Here is a 20,176-nt window from a genome sequence, read left to right on the forward strand (position 1 = left end):
GATGTGGATCAGCGTCCCCGCCAGACCGGCGGCCGCTTCTCGGCGAACGCGGTGGCGCCCTCCTGGGCGTCGGCCGAGGCGAACACCGGGCGGTACAGCTCCTCCTGGCGCTGCCAGCCCTCGCTGATGGTCCAGTCCGCCGACTGGCGCGCGATCTGCTTGGTCACCTGCACTGCCAGTGGCCCGTTCGCCGCGATCGCGGCCGCGAGCTCGAGGGCTCCCTCCAGGGCCGCCCCGTCGTCGGCGATGCGGTTGACCAGGCCGAGCGCGTAGGCACGCTCGGCATCGATCGGGTCACCCGTCAGCAGGAGCTCGAGCGCCGCCGCGTACGGCATCCGCTGGGGCAGCAGCAGGGCCGCGCCGCCGCCGGCGACGAGCGCGCGCTTAACCTCGGGGACGCCGTACCGGCTGCTGCGCGCGGCGACGGTGAGGTCGCAGGCGAGCATCAGCTCGAAGCCTCCGGCAAGCGCCCAGCCCTCGACCGCGGCGATCAGCGGCTTGCGTGGGGGCGTCGCCGTGATGCCTCCGAAGCCGCGGTCGGGGATGTTGGGCTTGTCGCCGCGCAGGAAGGCTTTGAGATCCATCCCGGCACAGAACGTGCCACCGGCGCCGGTCAGCACCCCGACCCTCAGGTCGTCGTCGGCGTCGAGCTGGTCGGCCGCCGCGGCGAGTGCGCGGGCGGCTGCCCCGTCCAGCGCGTTCTTCACCTCGGGACGGTTGATCGTGATCACGAGGACGTGGTCGCGACGCTCCACCAGGACGGGCTCTGTCATGTCTCTTTCTCTTCCTTCACTCCGCAACGCGGATGACGACCTTGCCGGTGTGCTTGCGATCCGCGACCCGCTGCAGCGCGACGGCGACGTCGTCGAGGTCGTGCACCTCGGAGACGGCCGGTCGCATGCCCTGCGCCACGAGGTCCGCCAGGAGCTGGCGCCCGCGGGCGGTCTCCTCCGGAAGCTTGGCGTTCCAGGTGCGGACCTCCATCCCGCGCACCGTGACGTTCTTCAGCAGCACCAGGTTGAGGGGGATCTTGGGGATGTCTCCCGCGGCGAAGCCGATGCTGACGAAGCGTCCACCCCAGCGGACCGCTCGCAGCGCGGGCTCGGCGTAGCGGTCACCGATCGCGTCGATCACCAGGTCGGCGCCGCCACCGGTGATCTCCTTGATGCGCCCCTTGAGGTCCTCGGTGGAGTAGTCGATGCCGGCCTCGGCGCCGAGCTCGGTGGCCACGGACAAGCGCTCCCGCGAGGACGCCGCCCCGATGACCCGGGCCCCCAGACGGACCGCAAGGTCGACGGTGGCCGTGCCGACACCTCCGGCCGCTCCGAGGACCACCACCCAGTCACCCGGCTTGAGGGAGCCCGCCGTGACCAGGCCGTGGTAGGCCGTCATGGACGTGACCCGGAAGGCCGCAGCCTCGATCATCGAGAGCCCGACCGGCACCGGGTACAGGTCCGAGGCGGGTACGGCGATCTGCTCGGCCATCCCGCCCGACATCGCGGAGCCGTACACCGCATCGCCCACCGCGAAGCCGGTCACGCCCTCCCCCACCGCCGCGACGGAGCCGGCGAACTCGCTGCCAGGCGTGAACGGCACCGGGATCGAGACCTGGTAGCGATCCGCGATGAACAGCAGGTCGGGGAAGTTCACCGCGGCAGCCTTGACGTCGACCAGGACCTGCCCCGACGCCAGCTGCGGCGCCGGGACGTCGCGTACGACGATGCGCTCGGGCCCGCCGTACTGCTCACACAGTGCTGCCTTCATGACTCCCCCACTTGTAGGTAATTCTTCTATCTGTATATCGGGACTCAGGGGCACACTTCGCACGGCGTCCCGTCAGCCGGGAATCTCGACCACACCAGCGGGCAGTGACATGGCACGGTGCGAGCCACGACCACGACCGAAGGGACGTCGCATGGACCACCAGGCGCAGCGCGAGGCTGTCGTCGTCGGGATCGGGCGGACGGCCTTCAGCAAGGCATCGGGGCGAACACCCTTGGCGATGGCCGCCGAGGCAGCCCGCGCGGCCCTGTCCGACGCCGGCATCCCGGCCGGCGAGGTCGACGGCGTCATCGACTTCCACACCAACGACTCGGCCTCGGCTGCCGACGTCGGGCGGGCCATCGGCGCCGTCGACCTGGGAGTGGCACTCGACGTGAGCGGTGGCGGGAACGTGGCCGTGACGGTCGTGGGGCAGGCGGTGGCCGCCGTCCAGGCCGGGATCTGCACCACGGCCGTCGTCTTCCGCTCGTTCAACGGCCGGTCCGGCAACCGCTACGGCAACAACGCGGGCATCCAGCTGCGCAGCGACATGCAGTTCGCCGCCCTCAGCGGCTACGTCGTCCCGTCCATGTGGATCGCGGGCTTCGGTCAGCGGCAGCGACACGTCTACGGGCTCACCGACGAGGACTACGGGCACATCGCCATCACCACCCGACAGCACGCGGTCGCCAACGAGCACGCGATGCTGCGCCAGCCGCTCGACATGGACGCCTACCTGGCCTCCCCGTGGATCAACGAGCCGTTCCGCAAGCTCGACTGCTGCCTGGAGACCGACGGCGCGGTCGCCCTGGTGATCACCACCCTGGAGCGGGCCGGAAGCCTGCGCCAGATTCCGATCCGGGTGGCGGGCTTCGGCGAGGCGCACACCAACGGAGGCTCCTGGACCGGCGGTTTCCCCGACTACGCGGAGATGTACTCCGCCTACGCCGCCAAGCGGCTGTGGAACAGCACCGACCTGTGCCCCTCCGACATCGACGTCGCCCTGATGTACGACTGCTTCACCGCGACGACCTTTGCGACGGTCGGCGACTTCGGCCTGTGCGACAAGGGTGAGACCGGCGCCTTCTACGCCGACGGCAAGGCCACGTACGGCGGCGATGTCGTCATCAATCCCCACGGCGGCCTGCTGTCGGAGGGCTACATCCACGGCCTCAACCATCACTACGAGGCGGTGCTGCAGCTGCGCGGCCAGGCCGGCGTGCGCCAGGTCGACGACGCCGCCAACGCACTCGTCACGGCCGGCGCCGGCCCCTCGGGCGGCGCCCTGATCTACCAGGCGGTCCGATGAGCACCACGGCAGCGATCATCCCGCCTCCCCCGGCCCCGCTGATCGACGAGGACAGCCGCGGCTTCTGGGAGGCCACCCGCGAGGGCAGGATCGCGCTGTGCCGCTGCACGGAGTGCGGCAGCTGGCTCGGTCGCCCGCTGGAGCGGTGCCACGTGTGCGCCGGTCCCACCGCCTTCGCCGACGTGGCGGGCACGGGCACCATCTACACGTTCATCGTGGTGCACCGCCCGGTCATCCCCGCCTACGCCGACCTGGTCCCCTACGTCATCGCCGTCGTCGAGCTCGACGAGGGCCCACGGCTGCCCGGCATCCTGCTGGGCGAGAACGGCGCGGGCGTCGCCATCGGGCAGCCCGTGCGGGCCGAGCTGTCGGCCGTGCCTGGGACCGAGGAGCGCGCGGTCGCGTTCCGCCGCTCCTGAGTGGCCCTCAGCCCGCCGCGGACTCCGCAGCCGCGGCCTCCCGGGCGACCCGGGCCGCCTCGGCCCCGGAGGTGGTGCGCAGCGGCCGCTCCTTGATGAGGAGGGCGAGCACGAACGCGAGCACCGCGATCCCCGCGGCGACGGCGAAGACGGTATTGGTGGCATCGGCGAAGCCGACCAGGACCCGACGCTCGAGGGCGTCCGGCAGCAGGCTGATCCAGGTCGAGTCGTCCAGGGTCGGCTCCGGGGCGCCTGCGGGCAGGCCGGCGCGGATCTCGTCGTCGATCGGGGCGAGCTCCTCGTCGGTCCGCGCGAAGAGGATGGACAGGAAGAGCGCGGTCCCCAGGGTCGCGCCGATGGACCGGAAGAAGGTGTTGGCGGCGGTGACGACGCCGATGTCACGGGGCTCGACCTCGTTCTGCATGGCGATCATGACCGGGAAGAGACTCAGGCCCTGTCCGATCCCGAAGACCGACAGCACCAGCGCCGTCTGCCACAGCGGCGTGTCCGCTCCGACGCGAGCCAGCCAGACGAGCGCGGCGACGAAGCAGCCCGCCCCGACGATGGGGAAGATGCGGTAGCGCCCAGAGCGGCCGATCGAGCGGCCCACGACGTAGGCCGACAGCAGGTTGACCACCATCAGGGGTGCCAGCAGGAGCCCGGACTCGGCCGGTGTCGCTCCCTTGGCGATCTGCAGGTACAGCGGGACCACCGCGACGCCGCCGAGGAGCACCATGCCGGTGACCACCGTGTGCAGTGAGCCCAAGGAGACCGTCGAGCTGCGGAACATGCGGACCGGCACGAGCGCCTCATCGCCCATCCGCCACTGGCTCACCACGAAGAGCGCCACTCCGGCAACGCCGATGAGGTAGCACGCCCACGCCCCGGGGGAGTCCCATCCCCACAGTCGGCCCTGCTCGGCGACGAGGAGGATCGGCAGCACCGCGACGACGAGCAGCACCGCGCCGCGCCAGTCGATCCGGTGGTCGAGTCGGTGGTGCTCGAGCTTGAGCACGACCTTCGCCACGACGTACGACGCCGCGCCCAGAGGGACGTTGATCAGGAAGATCCACCGCCAGCCGTCGATGCCCAGGATCGTGTCGGCCTCGGCGAAGAAGCCGCCCACGAGCGGGCCGGCCATCGCGGAGGCGGCGTAGACGGTGAGGTAGTAGCTCTGGTAGCGGGCCCGCTCGCGTGGCGAGATGATGTCGGCGAGGATCGCGAAGATCAACGGCGTGATCCCACCCGCACCGACGCCTTGGATCGCGCGGAACACCGCGAGCATGTACATCGAGGTCGCCAGCGAGCACAGCAGCGACCCGACGATGAAGATGGCGATCGAGACCAGGTAGAGCCGCTTGCGTCCGTAGATGTCGGAGAGCTTGCCGAAGATCGGCGTGAAGATCGTGGCCGTCACCAGGAACGCCGTGGTGACCCAGACCTGCTCGGAGAGACCGTGGAGGTCGTCGCCGATGGTGCGGATCGCCGTCACGACCACCGTCGTGTCGAGCGAGGCCAGGAACATGCCCAGCATGAGCCCCGACAGGACGGTGAGCTTCTGCCGGTGAGTCAGCTCTGCCACGCCGCCACCACCACCCAGCCCGCCTGCCTCCAGGCCGTCCTACTTGCGTCCGCCGTCGGCCACGATGGTGTTTCCGGAGATATAGCTGGCCGCGTCCGAGGCGAGGAAGAGCACCGCGTGACCGATCTCCTCCGGCTCGCCGATCCGCCCGACCGCGTTGTAGGCCCCCATGGCCTCCTCGTCCCCGAACTGGCGCAGCGAGACGGCGAGCAGCGGCTCGGAGCGCACGGCACCGCAGGCGACACCGTTGACCCGGACCCCCTTCGGGGTCCACGCAGCCGCCATCGACGCGGTCAGGTTGTTCACCGCTGCCTTCGCCGCGCTGTACGGCGCGCCCAGCGCGTAGCCGTTGAACGAGGAGGTGGAGGAGATGTTGACGATGGCACCGCCACCGCGCTCGATCATCGCCGCCGCCGCGAAGCGCGAGAGGAACCAGACGCTCGAGGTGTTCAGCTGCTGGATGTGGAACCAGTCCTCGACGCTCCAGTCGTCGATGGGCTGGGCGTTGAGCCCGCCCATGCCACCGGCGCAGTTCACCAGGATGTCGAGCCGGCCGAGCTGCGCGACAGCCTGCTGCACCAGGGCCTCGCAGTCGCCCACCTCCGTCACGTCGGTGGGGACCACGAGGCAACGCGACCCGAGCGCCTCGAGCTCGGCCGCGGTCTCCTTCAGCGGCTCGACGCGCCGCCCCGCCAGCACGACGTCGGCGCCGTACTGCGCGAGGACTCGGGCGACACCGCGACCGATGCCGCTACCGGCACCGGTGACGACCGCCACCCGTCCGGCGACACTGAAATCCGACGACGACGTTGCACTATCTCCAGTCACCCGTGCACGCTCGCACAGGGGAACCTCGCACACATCTCGATGTTCCGCTGACCGGTGCGGCGACGCACGACGCCGCCTCTGGGGTCAGCTCGGGGCGTCGCTGCGCGGTCCCGGCGTGAAGCGGGCCGGGCACGCGGTCCATCCGTTGAAGCCACTGCGGTCGGGGTACGGCGCGATGCCGGCCTCGTCGAGCTCGTAGTCGGGCATCCGGCGCAGGATCTGGCTCAGCATCTCGCGGAACATCAGCCGCGCGAGGTGCGAGCCGACGCAGCGGTGCGGGCCCAGGCCGAAGGACGAGTGTCGGTTGGGGAACCGGTCCGGCCGGAACTCCTGCGGCTCGTCGAAGACCGCCTCGTCGAAGTTGGCGCCGTACCGGCTCACCAGGATGGGGTCACCCGCCTGCATGGGGCAGCCGCGGTACTCGAAGTCGGAGCGCACCCGCCTCGGCTGCGAGGCCAGGGGCGGGTAGAAGCGCAGGAACTCCTCGGTCGCCGAGTCCAGCAGCTCCGGCTCGTCGATCAGCCGCTGGCGCAGCTCACGGTCCTTGTTCAGGTGGATGATCGCGTTCGCTGCGAGCGAGGTGGTGGTGTCCACTCCGCCGATGACCAGGATGTAGGCCAGGCCGATGATCACGTTGTCCGTGACCGGCTCCCCGTCCAGCTCCTGGGTCATCAGCCAGCTGATGAGGTCGTCTCGGGGCTCCGCACGGCGGGCGAGGCAGGTCTGGATGAGCGTGTCCAGGATGAGCGTGCTCTGGACGGCCTCGTTGAACTCCGGCGAGCCCTGCGGGAAGCCGACCATGTGGTGGACGCTCTCCTGCGCCTCGAGGACCGTCTCCTCCGGGAACCCGAGCCAGCCCATGGTCACGTACGCCGGCACCGGGCCGACGACATCGGTGAGGAGGTCGCACTCGCCCTTCTCGATGACGCGATCGATGCACGTCGTGACCCACTGCTCGATGATCGGCTGCATCTTGCGCGACTCCGCCGGAGACAGCTTCGGGTTGAGCAGTCCCCGCACCTTGGTGTGATAGGGCGGGTCGACCTCGATCGGGAGCGTCGGCTCGTCGCTGCCGCCGGCGCCGATCGTCGGGATGGACATGCTCGAGACGCCGTCGATCCGCGCCGAGGTGAAGACCTCGGGGTTCTGGAAGACGTCCTTGATGCCCGCATGGTCGGAGACCACCCAGTAGCCGCCGTACTTCTCGGTCCAGGCGACCGGCGTCTCCTTCAGGGCCATCCACCCCGCGTGCGGGTCCGCGTTGAACTCGGCGGAGTGGTGGTCGAAGTCGATGACCGGGCAACGCTCGGCTTGGGGCGCGGCGTCCTGACGGGGTGTGACCTCACTCATAGCCGGAGAATAGGGGGGCCTCAGGCGGCCGCCAGTGGGGCGTTCCGCTCAGCGACACGGTCGCGGCCACGGGTGTCGCAACAGGTCGCTATGTTGACTCATTCATGGGGTGCGCTCGCGCGGATCGCCCCGGTCAACACAGGCGCGCAGAGGTGGCAGACCATGGCAGGGATCACCCATTCCGAGCGGTTGTCGGTGCCGCCCAGCGCGGCGTGGGGCTTCGTCGAGCGCTACACCCGCTCCGAGGTGCACATCTTCTCGTCCTGCGTCGGCGAGCGGCAGGACGGCGAGTACCGGATCGTGACCCTGGCCGACGGGTCCGAGGTCGCCGAGCGCAACGTCACCGTCGACCCGGAGCGGATGCGCGCGGTCTACACCGTCCCCGGCCTGCTCGGCGCCGAGCACCACCACGCGGAGATGCGGATCCTCGAGGACACCGATGGCGGCGCGACCCTCACCTGGACCATCGACGTCCTGCCGCACGAGCTCGCAGACCGACTGGGTGACACCTACGCCGTACTGTTCGGTGAGCTGGTCGAGGCCGTGAACGCACGCGCGACGGTGGACCGGCCGTGAGCACGGACCTCACCGACCTGCAGTACGCCTACGGCTACGCGCTCGACGATCGGGACGCGGACGCGCTCGGCGCGGTCTTCGATCCCGACTACGCCTACCGGATCTTCGCGCCGGGGGCCGCCGAGCCGCTGGCCCGGATCAGTGAGCACGATGCGTTCGCGCGGATGATCAGGATGATGACCGAGCGCTACACGCGCACCATGCACGCGATGAGCAACCCCCTCAACGCCGTCGATCCCAGCGCGCCGGAGCGCGCGACCGGGAGGGTGTACTGCGTCGCGCATCACGTCATCGCCGACGAGGAGCCCGCGCGGACGTTCGTGGTCTACGTCCGCTACGACGACGAGTTCCGTCGCGGCACGGACGCCGTGTGGCGCATCCTGCGGCGAGACGTGCACTTCTTGTGGTTCGAGGACGGCAACGCACCCGTTGCGTGGGAGGTCGCCGCACAGCGCGGGCGCCTCGTCTGAGCTCGGTTCGCGCTGGGCCGCTGCGGGGAGCGCGAATGCTCAGGCGGTCAGCTGGAACCGAACGTCCTCGAGCGTCTCGAGGTGCTCGAGGTTGGCGAGGATCCGCTCCATCTGCTCGCCGGTCAGGGAGTGCTTGGCGTAGTCGAGGAACTTCTCCCGGACCATGGCGAAGTCGTAGCGGTAGCGCTCGTCGAATCCGTCGCCGAGCGCGCTGCTGGCCCTGCGCACGTACTCCTTGCCGCCGGCACCGACCGTGATCACGGTCGCCATGGCGCGGTTGCCCTCGGGGGTGAACGTGCTGTCCTCCCGGTAGGTCGGGTTGGGGACGACGGTGACCTTCTGGGCGAGGTCGTTGAGCTGGCTGTTGCCGACCGCCCGCGCCTGCCAGTCCGGGCCCATCTCCCAGCCGAGCACGGTGGCGGCGACCGCGTGGCGGAAGCTGATCTGCGCGTCGTACTCGTCGGTGAGCTCGGTGAACTCGGTCGTGTACGGGCCGGCGAGGAAGTCCCAGGTCTGGACGTGGACGGCGTCGATGTCCTCGGCCGTCAGCCCCTCCTCCTGCATCAGCTCGCGCACCTGCGTCATGGTGATCATCGGGTACTTGCAGACGGCCCAGGGCTTGATGGAGGTCTCGTTGATGAACCAGCGCGTGCCCAGGTCCTCGAACATCAGCTGCTCGTCGATGCCCCCGTACCCGAGCAGCATCGCGAAGCTCGGGGTCCCCTCGAACACGGTGCGGTCGCCCGTGACGCCGGCTCGTGCGAGCTGCCCGGAGGTGACGGCGGCGAAGGCCTGCGAGAGGTTCGGCCAGTACTTCATGGCGTGCCGCTCGCCGAGGCTCATCGCACCCCAGCGGATGCCCTGGCCGGGGGAGGTGAACGAGGCCGTGCCGAAGGTGATCGCGGTCTGTTCGACGTTCAGCCGGTACAGCTTCGCGACCGCGGCGGCTGCGCCCATGACGAAGGCGCCGAACGAGGACGAGTAGCCGTTCGGGGCCTGGTAGAACGAGCGGCGGCAACGGATCGACACGTCGTAGCCCACCACCAGCGCCGTGATCAGCTCCTTGCCGCTGGCGCCGACCTCTTCGCCGGCAGCCATCAGCGCGCCGGCGATCGACGCGAGGGGGTGGCCGTTGGAGTAGTAGGTGTCGTCGGCGTCGAGCGCCTGCGCGAGATAGCCGTTCGCCCAGGCCGCTGCGGGCGCCGACACCCGCGTGCCGGTCGTGAGGATCGTGGCCTGCTCCGGACCGCCCATCGCCTCCGCGACGGTCACGAAGCGGCGCGTGTCCTCGAGCACCGACGCGCCGAACGCCACGCCGAGGGCGTCGGTCAGCATCACCTTGGCGTACTCGACCACCTCGGCCGGGATGTCGTCGTAGGTCGTGTCGACGACGAATCGGGCGAGCCTCGCGGTCAGACCGGTCTCTTCATATGGACGCTGCACACGGGCAGGTAACCAGCGTCACGCTGCCACGACAATGCCCCCATCCCACTGGCATGGACACGGCCGACCTGCCACCTGGCGATCACCGTCGTCCTGCTGGGCGGAATCGGGGAGGCACGGCAGCGACCCGGACGCCCGATAGTGCTCATGATCCCAACTCCGAGGAACGGAACACCGATGACTGAGAACCGTCTAGGAAGAGTCGCCGGCAAGGTGGCACTGATCACGGGTGCCGCGCGAGGTCAGGGACGCAGCCACGCCCTGAACCTGGCCCGGGAGGGCGCCGACATCATCGCGCTCGACGTGTGCGACACCGTCGAGCCCGCGATGCAGTACCCCATGGCCACCCTTGCGGACCTCGACGAGACCGCCGCGCTGGTCAAGGACCTCGGTCGGCGCGTGGTCACCGGCGTGGTCGACGTGCGCGACCGCACCCAGCTCTTCCGAGCCGTGCGCGATGCCGTGTCCGAGCTCGGGGGCCTGCACGTCGTCGTGGCGAACGCCGGCATCGTGGCCGCGGACAAATCGGTCCCCCCACACACCTTCCTCTCGACGGTGTCGGTCAACTACACCGGTGTGGCGAACACGATCGAGGCGTCCTTCGAGCACCTGGGCGCGGGTGCCTCGGTGATCGCGACCGGGTCGATGGCCGCCATGATGTCCACGTACCCCACCGACAACCCCGGGTTCCCCGGCATCGCCGGCTACAGCCACTCGAAGCGGGGGGTGGCCAGGCTGGTGCGCGACCTCGCGGTGCAGTTCGCCCCGCTCGGCATTCGGGTCAACGCGGTACACCCGGGCAACACCGAGACCGACATGCTGCTGAACGACGGGATGTTCCGGCAGTTCCGCAAGGAGCTGGAGGCACCCACCCGGGCCGAGGCCGAGGAGGTGTACGGACCGATGCACCTGTTGCCGATCACCTCCATGCAGCCGCAGGACATCTCCAACACGGTGCTGTTCCTGGCATCGGAGGAGTCGCGCTGCATCACCGGGATGCAGATGCACGTGAATGCGGGCGCGACCCTGCCCACCACCAAGAGTGGCGCACCGGACTGAGCCGTCGGCACGACGCCGAAACGACGGAGCGGTCGGCCCCGAAGGGACCGACCGCTCCGCTCTGGACCACCCGTAGGTCAGTCCTCGACCATCCAGCCGTTGGGCAGCGTCATCCGCGGCGGCACCCAGTGCGCGGGAGCCGGCTCCAGGGGCTTGTCCCGGCCGAACGGCAGCCGCTTGTCCTCCGTGCCCTTCAGCACCCGCTCGATGTTGTAGAGCTTCGCCGCGTTGGTGCGCAGCACCTTGGTCCGCTGCGCCTCGTTCAACGGCGCCGTCATGGAGCGGGCGTTGTCGCGGGTGTAGGGGAACGACGAGTCCGTGTGCGGGTAGTCGCTCTCGAAGCAGATGTTGTCCAGGGTCAGGCCGTGATAGCCCTCCGGGCCGGCGGCGGCCAGCTGGTCGATCACTACCGGGTCGTCGAAGACGCACGCGAAGATGTGGTCCTTCACGTAGGTGCTCGGCCGCTCCGGGAGCCGGTCGAAGCCCTGCAGCTCCGGACCGTAGTCGTAGAGGCTGTCGAGGCGGTGCAGGACGTACGGCATCCACCCCGCCTGCGCCTCGGAGTAGGCGACGCGCAGGTTGGGGAACCGCTCGAACACCCCTGAGATGATCCAGTCGCACATCGACCAGGCCGGCGGCGAGAAGTTCATCGCGATCGTCACGCCCATGGCGATCGGGGAGTCCTTCGTGGCAGAGGAGCCGCCTGCGCCACCCGCGCCGAGGTGGATGTTGATGACCGTCCCGGTCTCCTCGCACGCCAGGAACAGCGGGTCCCAGTACCGCGTGTAGACCGACGGCAGACCCAGCGACGGCGGCGTCGCCGCGAACGTCATCGACGTCAGGCCCCGCGCCGCGTTGCGTCGCACCTCAGCCGCAGCCAGCTCCGCGTCCCACAGCGGGACCACGGTCATGCCGAACAGGCGACCGTCCGAGGGGCCCTGCCACTCCTCGATCATCCAGTCGTTGTAGGCCCTCACACAGAGCAGCGCCAGCTCCTTGTCCGGGTGCTCGAGGAAGGTCTGGCCGCAGAACCGGACGAACGCGTTCGGGAAGCACACGCTGGCCTCGATGCCGTCGACGTCCATGTCGAGCAGGCGCGCCTTCATGTCATAGGCACCCGGGCGCATCTCCTCGTAGGTCATCGGCTCCATGGAGTTCGCCAGGCCGTCGAAGTCATGCTGGCCCACGGCGAACGTCGATGCCGCGAACGCACGCGGGCTGTGGATCCGACGCTGCCCGAAGTGCCACACGTCCGCCCACACGTCGGTGCCCGGGGTCACTACCGAGGGGAGCTTCTCCCGTACCAGCCGAGGCGCCTGGTCGCCGTACGACGCCGGAAGACGATCCGTCCAGATCGTCGCCGGCTCGACGATGTGGTCGTCAACCGACACCATCATGGGCAGATCGTCGCCAGAGTCCGAGACTCCCGATGCCTCTACAGGCGTCGTCATCGTCATCGCGTCATCCTCTCAAGAACGTGTTAACTCATTGCACGCTATGAGCCGGATGACCATCCACCAAGCCACCGTTCCGTCTGGCAGTACGGCCGGGGAACCCACGGACCGACCCGCCGGTACGGTCGCGGCCGTCCACCTCCATATGACGTACCTCTCAGACGGGCGCCTTGACATGACCCAGTTCCTCAACCACGTAGATCACGCCGTCTGGCTGTCCGAGCCGGGGACCTTCGACCAGCACCGGGAGGAGCTCGAGCTGCTGGCGGGAGTGAGTCTCGAGGGGCCGCACCTCCTCGACGACCTCGCCTGCAAGATCGTCTTCAGCGCCTCCGCCGGCCTGGCCCTGGTCACCCCCACCGACGATCCCGCCCCGACCGGGAGCATCGGCGAGCACCTGCGCACCCGGCTCGCCGAGCGGGGCGAGGGTCTCCTCGCGGTCTGCATCGGCGTCGCAGATCTCACCACCGCGCTCACCGAGGCCCGGTCACGCGGGCTGGCGCCCAGTGAGCCGCAGGACTGGGCCCTCGGCAGGCCGTGGGCGAGCGCGGTCGACTCCGCCGCCGTCGCGGTGGTGGGATCGGTCCTCGACACCGTGTTCTACCTGGGCGAGATCCACTACAAGCCCGGCGTCGTGACAACCCAGGCCGACACCCCGGGCTACCACCAGAACGTGAACCACATCGACCATGTCGCCTGGCTGACGACCGCCGAGCTGTTCGCCGAGCACCGGGCCCAGCTCGAGCAGCTCTCCGGCGTCCCGCTCTACGACCCCGCCGACGACGAGGGCGAGATCCAGGTCTCCCTGTCCTGGACCTCTGGCCTCGAGCTGCTTGCTCCCCCAGCCCAGGCCGCGGCGGACGACTGGCTGTCCTCGATGCTGCTCGCCGACCTCGAGCGCCAGGGACCTGCCCACCAGGCGGCGATCTTCGGCGTGCCGGACATGGGGGTCGCCCGCGACCGCGCCACCGCTGCCGGGCACCAGATCTCTCCCCTGATCGACCCGCTCAACGATCCCCACCAGGACCCTTCCTGGCGGGACAAGACGGGAGTCTTCTTCGAGACGGTCGCGGGCCACTTCATGGGCGCCCAGTTCGTGTTCGGCGAGATCACCTACCGCGACGACGTGTTCGTCGTGAAGGACTGACCCCTGGCCAATGCGGGTAATTAGTTAGTTTAGTCATTGACATCTGCGTCGGGCGGACCTAGCGTGCGCTCTTGGTGAGTCACGTCACACCACCGGGTGGGTGACGCACCGCTTCCACGCCGACGACGGGGGCCCTCCCCTCACCGTTCAACGGTGACAGGCGGAGACCTCGGGGTCAGTGCCGGAACGCCCCGTCGACCCCATCCAAGGAGTGCATCGATGTTCAAGCTCAGAAGTTTGCGGACGCTCGTGGCCGCCTCGGCCGCAGCCCTCGCGCTTGCCGCCTGCGGCGGCGGCGACGGTTCATCGGACAGCGAGGGTGGCCCCAAGGGCGAGGCCGTTTCGGGCGGCACCCTGACCCTGATCTCCAACGCCGAGCCCCGAGGCCTCGACCCTGCTGTGATGCAGAGCGCCTGGGCCTTCAACCCCGCCGAGGGCGACGCTCTCTACGGCGCACTGATCCACATCGACTCCGTGACCGGTGAGGTCACGCCGAAGATGGCCGAGAGCTGGGAGACCACCGACAACGGCAAGACCTTCACGCTCAAGCTGCGTGAGGGTTTGAAGTTCACCGACGGCACGCCCCTCGACGCCGAGGCCGTCAAGTACAACTGGGACCGCCTCAAGGACCCGACCATCTCGCCCACCCACGCCGGCGTCGCCGCGCTGGTGCAGTCGACCGAGGCAGTCGACGCCACCACGTTGAAGGTGACCATGCTGTCGCCGACCCCCCAGTACTCCAGCGGCGTCGCGACGTCCAGCCTCAACTGGATCGCCTCCCCGAAGGCCCTGGAGGCCGGCCCCGAGGCCTTCAACGCCAACCCGATCGGCGCCGGCCCGTTCAAGCTCGTCAAGTGGACGCCCAACGACGTCATCGAGCTGGAGAAGAACGAGGACTACTACGAGGGTCCGGAGAAGCCGTACCTCGACAAGCTCCTCGTCCGCACCGTCGTGGACACCAACCAGCGCTACAACACCCTGATGAGCGACGGCGCGGACCTGATCCTCGACAACAACCCCGTCACCGTGAAGAAGCTCGAGGATGCCGGCAAGCAGGTTGACAGCTTCCAGCTCGGCGGCGGCAACTTCTTGACCCTGAACTCCAAGAAGCCGCCGTTCGACGACATCCGTGCGCGGCAGGCGGTCGCCGCGGCGGTCGATCTCGACCAGATCAACGAGGTGCTCTACCAAGGTCTCGGCGTCGTCACCCACACGCTGTTCGCCGAGGGCGCGCCGCTCTACTCCGACAAGCCCCTCGACGGCTACGACCCGGAGAAGGCCAAGGAGCTCTTCGACGAGCTGGCCGCGGACGGCAAGCCGGTCGAGTTCACCTTCACCAGCTTCGGCTCGTTCGAGACCAACACGTTGGGCGAGAACCTCATCACCCAGCTGTCTCAGTACGACAACGTCAAGGTCGACATGAAGACCATCGAGCTGGCTCAGACCGGGCCCGTGCTCGTGGGTGGCGACTACGACATGATCGTCCTGGGCACGAACTTCAGCGGTGACCCCGACCCGCGCGTCTGGCTCGGCTACCACAGCCTGTCGCCGATCGGCGCCTTCGTGAGCTCGCCGGAGATGGACGCCGCGCTCGACGCCGGACGCGCGGCCGCCACCCTGGAGGAGCGCAAGGCGGCCTACGACAAGGTCCAGGACCTCCTGATCGAGCAGCGCCCGGTGATCTTCTACAACACCGCCGAGCCCTCGATGATCGCCAACGACAACGTGGGCGGCCTGGCACAGCAGAGCTGGGGCACCCCGATCGTCGACGGTCTCTGGATCGCCGACTGACCCCTCGCACCACCACAGTGGGCCGGACGCCATGCGGCGTCCGGCCCACTGTCATGTCGAGAGCCGACCCAGGAGTCGCGCCTAGGCGTCGCCGGCGGCGAGTGCTTCCTTGGTGACGTTGAAGGCATCGGTCGAGCGACCGAAGCCCGCATAGAAGCCGACGTGCAGGATCAGCTCGTGGATCTCCTCCCGGGACACGCCCGCCTCCACGGCCATCTCGGTGTGCAGACGAAGCGGCTCGACCGAGCCCATCGAGACCAGGGTCGCGATGGTGAGCAGCCGGCGGTCCCGCGAGGAGAGGACGCCTCGCTTGAAGACCGCCTTGAGGGAGTCTGCGGCGAAGTCGGCGATCTCGTCGGGCACGCCCCAGGGAGGCAGAAGACCGCGCGAGGCGGGCTTGGTCGAAGCTGCGCCGTCGCTCGCAGAAGACTCGGAACTCATATCGGGAACTCCCTGTGGGTAGTGAGGCCATGGACTGATCCGGACGCTAGTGCGCGGCCGCAGCGTCATCAGCGGGACGTCCCGGCCAGCGGTTCCGGTCGCCTCTCGCTGTGTCCCGGTGGCTGGAACCACACCCGGCCCGCGGCCACCCCCGTCCTCGATGCTCGGTAGGCAACGGCACACCACTGTGCACGGCGGAGACCGAAGGAGCACCTCATGGCTGGACGAGTCGAAGGCAAGGTCGCTTTCATCACCGGAGCGGCGCGCGGGCAGGGACGCAGCCATGCCCTGCGTCTGGCGGAGGAGGGTGCCGACATCATCGGGATGGACCTGCTCGAACCGCTCCCGTTCGTGACCTACTCGGGTGCCACCCAGGACGACCTCGACGAGACGGTCCGCCTGGTCGAGAAGACCGGACGCCGGATGATCGCCCGCCAGGGCGACGTCCGCGATCTCGCCCGGCTCAAGGAGATCGCCGACGAGGGCGTCGCGGAGTTCGGCCACCTCGACATCGTCTGCGCGAACGCCGGCATCATGATCATGCACGAGTGGCAGGACGGCACCCCCGAGATCTGGGAGACCAGCCTCGGCACCAACCTGACCGGTGTCTGGAACACGGTCATGGCGACCGCGCAGCACCTCATCGACAACGGTGGCGGCTCGATGATCCTGACCAGCTCGTCGGCGGGCACGAAGGCGCAGCCGTGGCTCAACACCTACGTCGCCTCGAAGTTCGGCGTGGTCGGCGTGATGCACGCCTTCGCTCTCGAGCTGGCCGAGCACAACATCCGGGTGAACTCGCTGCACCCGACCGGCGTCTCGACCGAGATGGTGATGCACGTCGGCGAGCTGATGGAGGGCTTCATCAGTCGGCACCCCCAGCTGGGCGGGACGATCGTCAACCTGCTGCCGATCATGGCCTCCGAGCCGATCGACCAGTCGAACGCGGTGCTCTGGCTCGCGAGCGACGAGTCCCGCTACGTGACGTCGACGACGCTGCACGTGGACGCCGGCGTCACGCAGTACTAGGACCCGGCACTAGGACCCGGCGACCGGCTGGCGCGCACCTCAGAGGGAAGCGCCCAGCCGGCTGCCGGAGCCGATCGCGAAGTCGAGCTGCAGCGGGACCTCCGCGTCGCCCACGAGGAACGAGGGCAGACCCGCTGCCACGAGCTCATCGTGGAGCGAGCGCTCGGGCCGGAAGCCGGTGAAGAGCACGACCTGGTCGGCCACGACCTCGACGCACTCGTCGGTGTCGAGGTTGCGCAGCCGGACCCGGTCCGCGGCGATCTCCTCGACGACCACCCGCACGTGCTCGGTGAAGCCGGCGCTCTTGGCGAGCCGCCCGTACGTCGTCGACTGGAGGCTGCCCGAGGTCGCACCCACCACCCGCTCGCAGGTGGCGTACACCACCTCGGCTCCCTCGGCAAGCAGGTACTCCGCCACGCTGAGCGCAGGGGCGTTGCCGATGTCGTCGACGATGACCACCTGCCGCCCGACGGGCACCGACCCGCTCAGCACGTCGACGGGTGTCACGACGTGCGGCAGGCCGTGGCCCGGGACCGGGGTGAGCGGTCGCAGCCGCTGGATGCCGTCGCGCCGCTCGGCCGAGCCGGTGGCGACGACGACCACGTCCGGAGCCTCTCGGCGAACCAGCGCCGGGTCCACCCTTGACCCGTAGCGGGTCTCCACCCCGAGGCGGGCCAGCTCACCGGCCTGGAAGTCGCAGTAGGCCCCGATCTCCGCGCGGAACGGTGCCCTCCTGGCGGCCCGGGTCAGCCCCCCGGGACCGTCGCCGGCCTCGTGCACGGTGACCCGGTGACCGCGCTGCGCGGCGACAAGAGCCGCCTCCAGGCCCGCGGGACCGGCACCGACCACCAGGACGCTCTTCGACGCGGCGGCCGGCGTGAACGCCGGCTCCGCCTCGTGCCCGGTCCTCGGATTCACGGTGCAGCCGACCGAGGCCGTGAGACAGCCCTGGTTGCACCCGATGCAAGGACGGACGGCCGAGGCCAGTCCGGCCGCGCTCTTGCTGACGAGCTCGGCGTCGGCGATCGTCGCGCGCACCATCGACACCAGGTCCGCGATCCCGTCCGCGACGATCCTCTCCGCCTCCGCGAGGGTGGTGATCCGGCCGATGACCATCGTGGGCACGCTGACCGCGGCAGCGACCTGGGCGCTGTAGGGCAGCTCGTACCCGTGCGGCGCATGCATGCCCGCCGCTGTCCCCAGGTCAGAGGGGTAGTAGCTGCCGATGGAGAGGTTCAGGAAGTCGATCAGACCGGCCGCCTCGAGCCCGCGCGCGATCTCGGCCGCGTCAGCAGGCTCCACTCCTCCGGGGGCCTCCTCCGTCGCCGACATGCGCAGGCCGAGGGGGAAGTCGGCGCCGGCCTCGGACCTGACGGCGGCCAGGATCTCGCGGATGAAGCGGGTCCGGTTCTCCAGGCTTCCGCCGTACTCGTCCTCGCGGTGGTTGTTGAGCGGCGAGAGGAACTGCGAGATGAGGTAGCCGTGCCCACCGTGGATCTCGATGCCGTCCAGACCCACGTCGCGGCAGGTCGCGGCAGCCTTCGCGAAGGACTCGACGACCTCGTCGATCATGCCTTTGGTCATCGCCAGCGGCAGCCGGCCGGTCGACGGCTCCGCCACCTCCGAGGGCGCCCACGACCGGCCGCCACCACGGGGAGTCGCGACCGCGCCGCCGTGCCAGAGCTGCTGGAACACCTTGGTGCCGTGCGGATGCGCGCGCCGGAGCACCTCCTCCCAGCCGCTCCTGGTGGCGTCGAGGTAGGCGGCCATCCCCTCCCCGCCGGTACGGGTCAGCGACGACGGATGGACCGGCGACGCCTCGAGGGTGAACATGGCGACGCCGCCCTTGGCGCGGGCCTCGTGGAACGCGAGGAAGCGCGGCCCCATCCCGCCCCCGACAAGGCCGGTGCCGTGCGCGGCGCGCACGATCCGGTTCTTCAGCTCGCAGCCGTTGATGGTGATCGGCGAGAGAGCGTGCGGGTAGAGCGAGGTGTGGTCCGGGTCCCCGGGGGCTTGTTCAGGCATAGGTGCCCTGCTCCCGGAATGCGAAGTTGCGCCCCAGCGGGATCTCCTCGGGCCGCACGGGAACGCGCAGCTCCTCGGGCTTCGGACCGATCCGGTCCGCCACCTCGCGGAGCTTCGCGCCGTCGAGGCCGAAGACCTGCACCGCGTTCTCGCCGAGGATCATCCGGGTCTCCGGCTCCGGCACGGTCGCGAACGTGTTCCGCAGCGAGAGGGCCGTGTCGGGCCAGGTCCCCTCGGAGTGCGGGTAGTCGGACGCCCACATCAGGTTGCCCAGGCCCACCTCGTGGCGCAGCCCGACCTCGTAGGGGGCCAGGAAGCTGCCGCTGAGGAAGCAGTGGTCGTGCCAGTAGTCGCTCGGCCGACGGGGCAGCTCTGCGATGACCGGGTCGTACCCGTTCTCGTGGCGCGGCCAGGCCGGCGAGATGACTCCGCCCTGGCTCGCCGGCTGCGACTGCCCCACCCGGTTGTCGTAGTAGGTGTCCATCAGCGAGAGCATCCCCGGCGCGAAGTCGATGCGCTGCTCGGTGAGGACGTACCTCAGCTTGGGGTGGCGCTCGAAGACGCCGCCCCAGATGAGCTGCGGCAGACCCCGGTTGCCGGTGTAGTGCAGCTCGGTCTGGATCAGTGCCGACAGGCTCCGCGTGTTCGGGTCGAACGGCGGGATCGCGCCGGCGTGGGTCGCCAGCACCGCGCCCACCTCCTCGCAGGCGTCCCAGAACGGCTCGTAGGCGAGGTCCGTGTAGGCCGGGTAGTCCGCGCGCGGGGCGTGCAGGTTCACGACCCGCAGACCACGCTCGGCACCCCAGTGGAGCTCCTCGATCGCCTTGTCGATGTTCCAGATCGGGATCTGCATGACGCCGATCAGGCGCTCGGGGGCGGTGGAGCAGAAGTCGGCCAGCCAGTGGTTCCACATCCGGTAGGAGGTCCGACGCAGCTCGTCGTTCTCGCTCGGACCGGCGGACCAGCCGAAGCCGACCCAGGGCAGCTCGGTGTCGTTCTGGCCGCCCGCGAAGATGATCTCGGCGGCGACGCCGTCGCCGTCCATGTCAGCGAGCCGGGCATGCGGGTCGTCATGGCCCTTGGCGTCACGGCACTTGCCGAGCTCGTCGAGGGACAGGTCCGACACGGTCCCCGTCCCCGCCGCGATGCGCGCCCGGGCCGCCTCCACCTGGAGATCGTGCTCGGCCGAGACCCGGTCCTGCTCCCGGCACTCCTCGTCGAACGCCTCGAGGAACTGCGGCGGGCAGTAGTCCCGCAGGTGCACCGAGGGGCGCGGTCCCGCGTGGTCGTCCGTCGAGACGATCACATACCGCTGGCCGTTCGACTCGGCGGCCTGCGCGACCTGGTCAGCGAACGCTTCCTTCATGGAATCTCCTCCTACGAGAACCCTTGCCCGCGGGCAGCCGGCTAGCTGCACCCTGCGGCTTCACCAGGATGCAGTTCGGGTGGCGTGCACCCACTGCAAACTTCCCGCCTACCGGGACGAAGCTGG

General features: G+C 69.5%; 18 protein-coding genes. 8 read left to right on the forward strand and 10 right to left on the reverse strand.

Going from position 1 to position 20,176, the window contains the following annotated elements:
• Window positions 1-8: 8 nt before the first annotated feature.
• Both LQ940_RS20045 and LQ940_RS20050 read right to left on the reverse strand, forming a co-directional pair.
• Window positions 9-773, reverse strand: a complete 765-nt coding sequence (locus tag LQ940_RS20045) for a crotonase/enoyl-CoA hydratase family protein (RefSeq protein ID WP_231241755.1) — start codon at window positions 771-773, stop codon at window positions 9-11.
• Window positions 774-789: 16 nt separating this feature from the next.
• Window positions 790-1,764, reverse strand: a complete 975-nt coding sequence (locus tag LQ940_RS20050; RefSeq protein ID WP_231241756.1) for an NADPH:quinone oxidoreductase family protein — start codon at window positions 1,762-1,764, stop codon at window positions 790-792.
• A 151-nt stretch (window positions 1,765-1,915) separates the two neighbouring features.
• On the opposite strand from LQ940_RS20050, the gene LQ940_RS20055 reads away from it, so the two are divergent.
• Both LQ940_RS20055 and LQ940_RS20060 read left to right on the forward strand, forming a co-directional pair.
• Window positions 1,916-3,070 carry a thiolase C-terminal domain-containing protein gene (locus LQ940_RS20055; RefSeq protein WP_231241757.1) on the forward strand — a complete coding sequence of 385 codons (1,155 nt, stop codon included), beginning with the start codon at window positions 1,916-1,918 and terminating at the stop codon, window positions 3,068-3,070.
• Complete coding sequence (locus LQ940_RS20060) at window positions 3,067-3,489, forward strand: Zn-ribbon domain-containing OB-fold protein (protein WP_231241758.1); 423 nt, start codon at window positions 3,067-3,069, stop codon at window positions 3,487-3,489. Before LQ940_RS20055 ends, LQ940_RS20060 begins: the two co-directional genes overlap by 4 nt.
• A 7-nt stretch (window positions 3,490-3,496) precedes the next feature.
• On the opposite strand, the gene LQ940_RS20065 is transcribed toward LQ940_RS20060, so the two are convergent.
• The 3 genes from LQ940_RS20065 to LQ940_RS20075 all read right to left on the reverse strand — a co-directional run bounded on the left by LQ940_RS20065 (window position 3,497) and on the right by LQ940_RS20075 (window position 7,249).
• Window positions 3,497-5,071, reverse strand: coding sequence for an MDR family MFS transporter (locus tag LQ940_RS20065; protein WP_231241759.1), 1,575 nt, complete (start codon window positions 5,069-5,071; stop codon window positions 3,497-3,499).
• A 39-nt stretch (window positions 5,072-5,110) separates the two neighbouring features.
• Window positions 5,111-5,848 (reverse strand): SDR family NAD(P)-dependent oxidoreductase, encoded by a 738-nt coding sequence (locus tag LQ940_RS20070; RefSeq protein ID WP_231241760.1) that lies wholly within the window; start codon window positions 5,846-5,848, stop codon window positions 5,111-5,113.
• A gap of 135 nt (window positions 5,849-5,983) precedes the next feature.
• Window positions 5,984-7,249 carry a cytochrome P450 gene (locus LQ940_RS20075; RefSeq protein ID WP_231241761.1) on the reverse strand — a complete coding sequence of 422 codons (1,266 nt, stop codon included), beginning with the start codon at window positions 7,247-7,249 and terminating at the stop codon, window positions 5,984-5,986.
• A gap of 162 nt (window positions 7,250-7,411) precedes the next feature.
• Between LQ940_RS20075 and LQ940_RS20080 the strand changes: the two genes are divergently transcribed.
• Both LQ940_RS20080 and LQ940_RS20085 read left to right on the forward strand, forming a co-directional pair.
• A complete protein-coding gene (locus LQ940_RS20080; protein ID WP_231241762.1) occupies window positions 7,412-7,825 on the forward strand; it encodes an SRPBCC family protein in 414 nt (137 codons plus the stop codon).
• Window positions 7,822-8,295 carry a nuclear transport factor 2 family protein gene (locus LQ940_RS20085; protein ID WP_231241763.1) on the forward strand — a complete coding sequence of 158 codons (474 nt, stop codon included), beginning with the start codon at window positions 7,822-7,824 and terminating at the stop codon, window positions 8,293-8,295. Before LQ940_RS20080 ends, LQ940_RS20085 begins: the two co-directional genes overlap by 4 nt.
• Before the next feature lie 39 nt (window positions 8,296-8,334).
• Here LQ940_RS20085 and LQ940_RS20090 read toward each other — a convergent pair whose 3' ends face one another.
• Entirely contained in the window at window positions 8,335-9,738 is a 1,404-nt protein-coding gene (locus LQ940_RS20090; protein ID WP_231241764.1) for an MmgE/PrpD family protein, read from the reverse strand.
• Between the two features lie 177 nt (window positions 9,739-9,915).
• On the opposite strand from LQ940_RS20090, the gene LQ940_RS20095 reads away from it, so the two are divergent.
• Window positions 9,916-10,797, forward strand: coding sequence for a mycofactocin-coupled SDR family oxidoreductase (locus LQ940_RS20095; protein WP_231241765.1), 882 nt, complete (start codon window positions 9,916-9,918; stop codon window positions 10,795-10,797).
• Window positions 10,798-10,874: 77 nt separating this feature from the next.
• Here LQ940_RS20095 and LQ940_RS20100 read toward each other — a convergent pair whose 3' ends face one another.
• Complete coding sequence (locus LQ940_RS20100; RefSeq protein ID WP_231241766.1) at window positions 10,875-12,194, reverse strand: amidohydrolase family protein; 1,320 nt, start codon at window positions 12,192-12,194, stop codon at window positions 10,875-10,877.
• A 232-nt stretch (window positions 12,195-12,426) separates the two neighbouring features.
• Between LQ940_RS20100 and LQ940_RS20105 the strand changes: the two genes are divergently transcribed.
• Window positions 12,427-13,398 carry a hypothetical protein gene (locus LQ940_RS20105; protein WP_231241767.1) on the forward strand — a complete coding sequence of 324 codons (972 nt, stop codon included), beginning with the start codon at window positions 12,427-12,429 and terminating at the stop codon, window positions 13,396-13,398.
• 219 nt (window positions 13,399-13,617) lie between these two features.
• Complete coding sequence (locus tag LQ940_RS20110) at window positions 13,618-15,189, forward strand: ABC transporter substrate-binding protein (RefSeq protein WP_231241768.1); 1,572 nt, start codon at window positions 13,618-13,620, stop codon at window positions 15,187-15,189.
• A gap of 81 nt (window positions 15,190-15,270) precedes the next feature.
• Here the strand turns inward: LQ940_RS20110 and LQ940_RS20115 are convergent, their stop codons facing one another.
• Window positions 15,271-15,552, reverse strand: a complete 282-nt coding sequence (locus tag LQ940_RS20115; RefSeq protein WP_231241779.1) for a carboxymuconolactone decarboxylase family protein — start codon at window positions 15,550-15,552, stop codon at window positions 15,271-15,273.
• Window positions 15,553-15,846: 294 nt separating this feature from the next.
• Here LQ940_RS20115 and LQ940_RS20120 point away from each other — a divergent pair, with 294 nt between their 5' ends.
• Window positions 15,847-16,659, forward strand: a complete 813-nt coding sequence (locus LQ940_RS20120) for a mycofactocin-coupled SDR family oxidoreductase (protein WP_231241780.1) — start codon at window positions 15,847-15,849, stop codon at window positions 16,657-16,659.
• Window positions 16,660-16,698: 39 nt separating this feature from the next.
• Here LQ940_RS20120 and LQ940_RS20125 read toward each other — a convergent pair whose 3' ends face one another.
• Window positions 16,699-18,684 (reverse strand): oxidoreductase, encoded by a 1,986-nt coding sequence (locus LQ940_RS20125; RefSeq protein ID WP_231241781.1) that lies wholly within the window; start codon window positions 18,682-18,684, stop codon window positions 16,699-16,701.
• Window positions 18,677-20,050: an amidohydrolase family protein gene (locus tag LQ940_RS20130; protein ID WP_231241782.1), complete on the reverse strand. Its 1,374-nt coding sequence runs from the start codon at window positions 20,048-20,050 to the stop codon at window positions 18,677-18,679. The genes LQ940_RS20125 and LQ940_RS20130 overlap by 8 nt, the downstream gene beginning before the upstream one ends.
• Window positions 20,051-20,176: the final 126 nt, after the last annotated feature.

Origin of the sequence: Nocardioides sp. cx-173 (assembly GCF_021117365.1) — a bacterium.
Taxonomy (GTDB): Bacteria; Actinomycetota; Actinomycetes; order Propionibacteriales; family Nocardioidaceae; genus Nocardioides.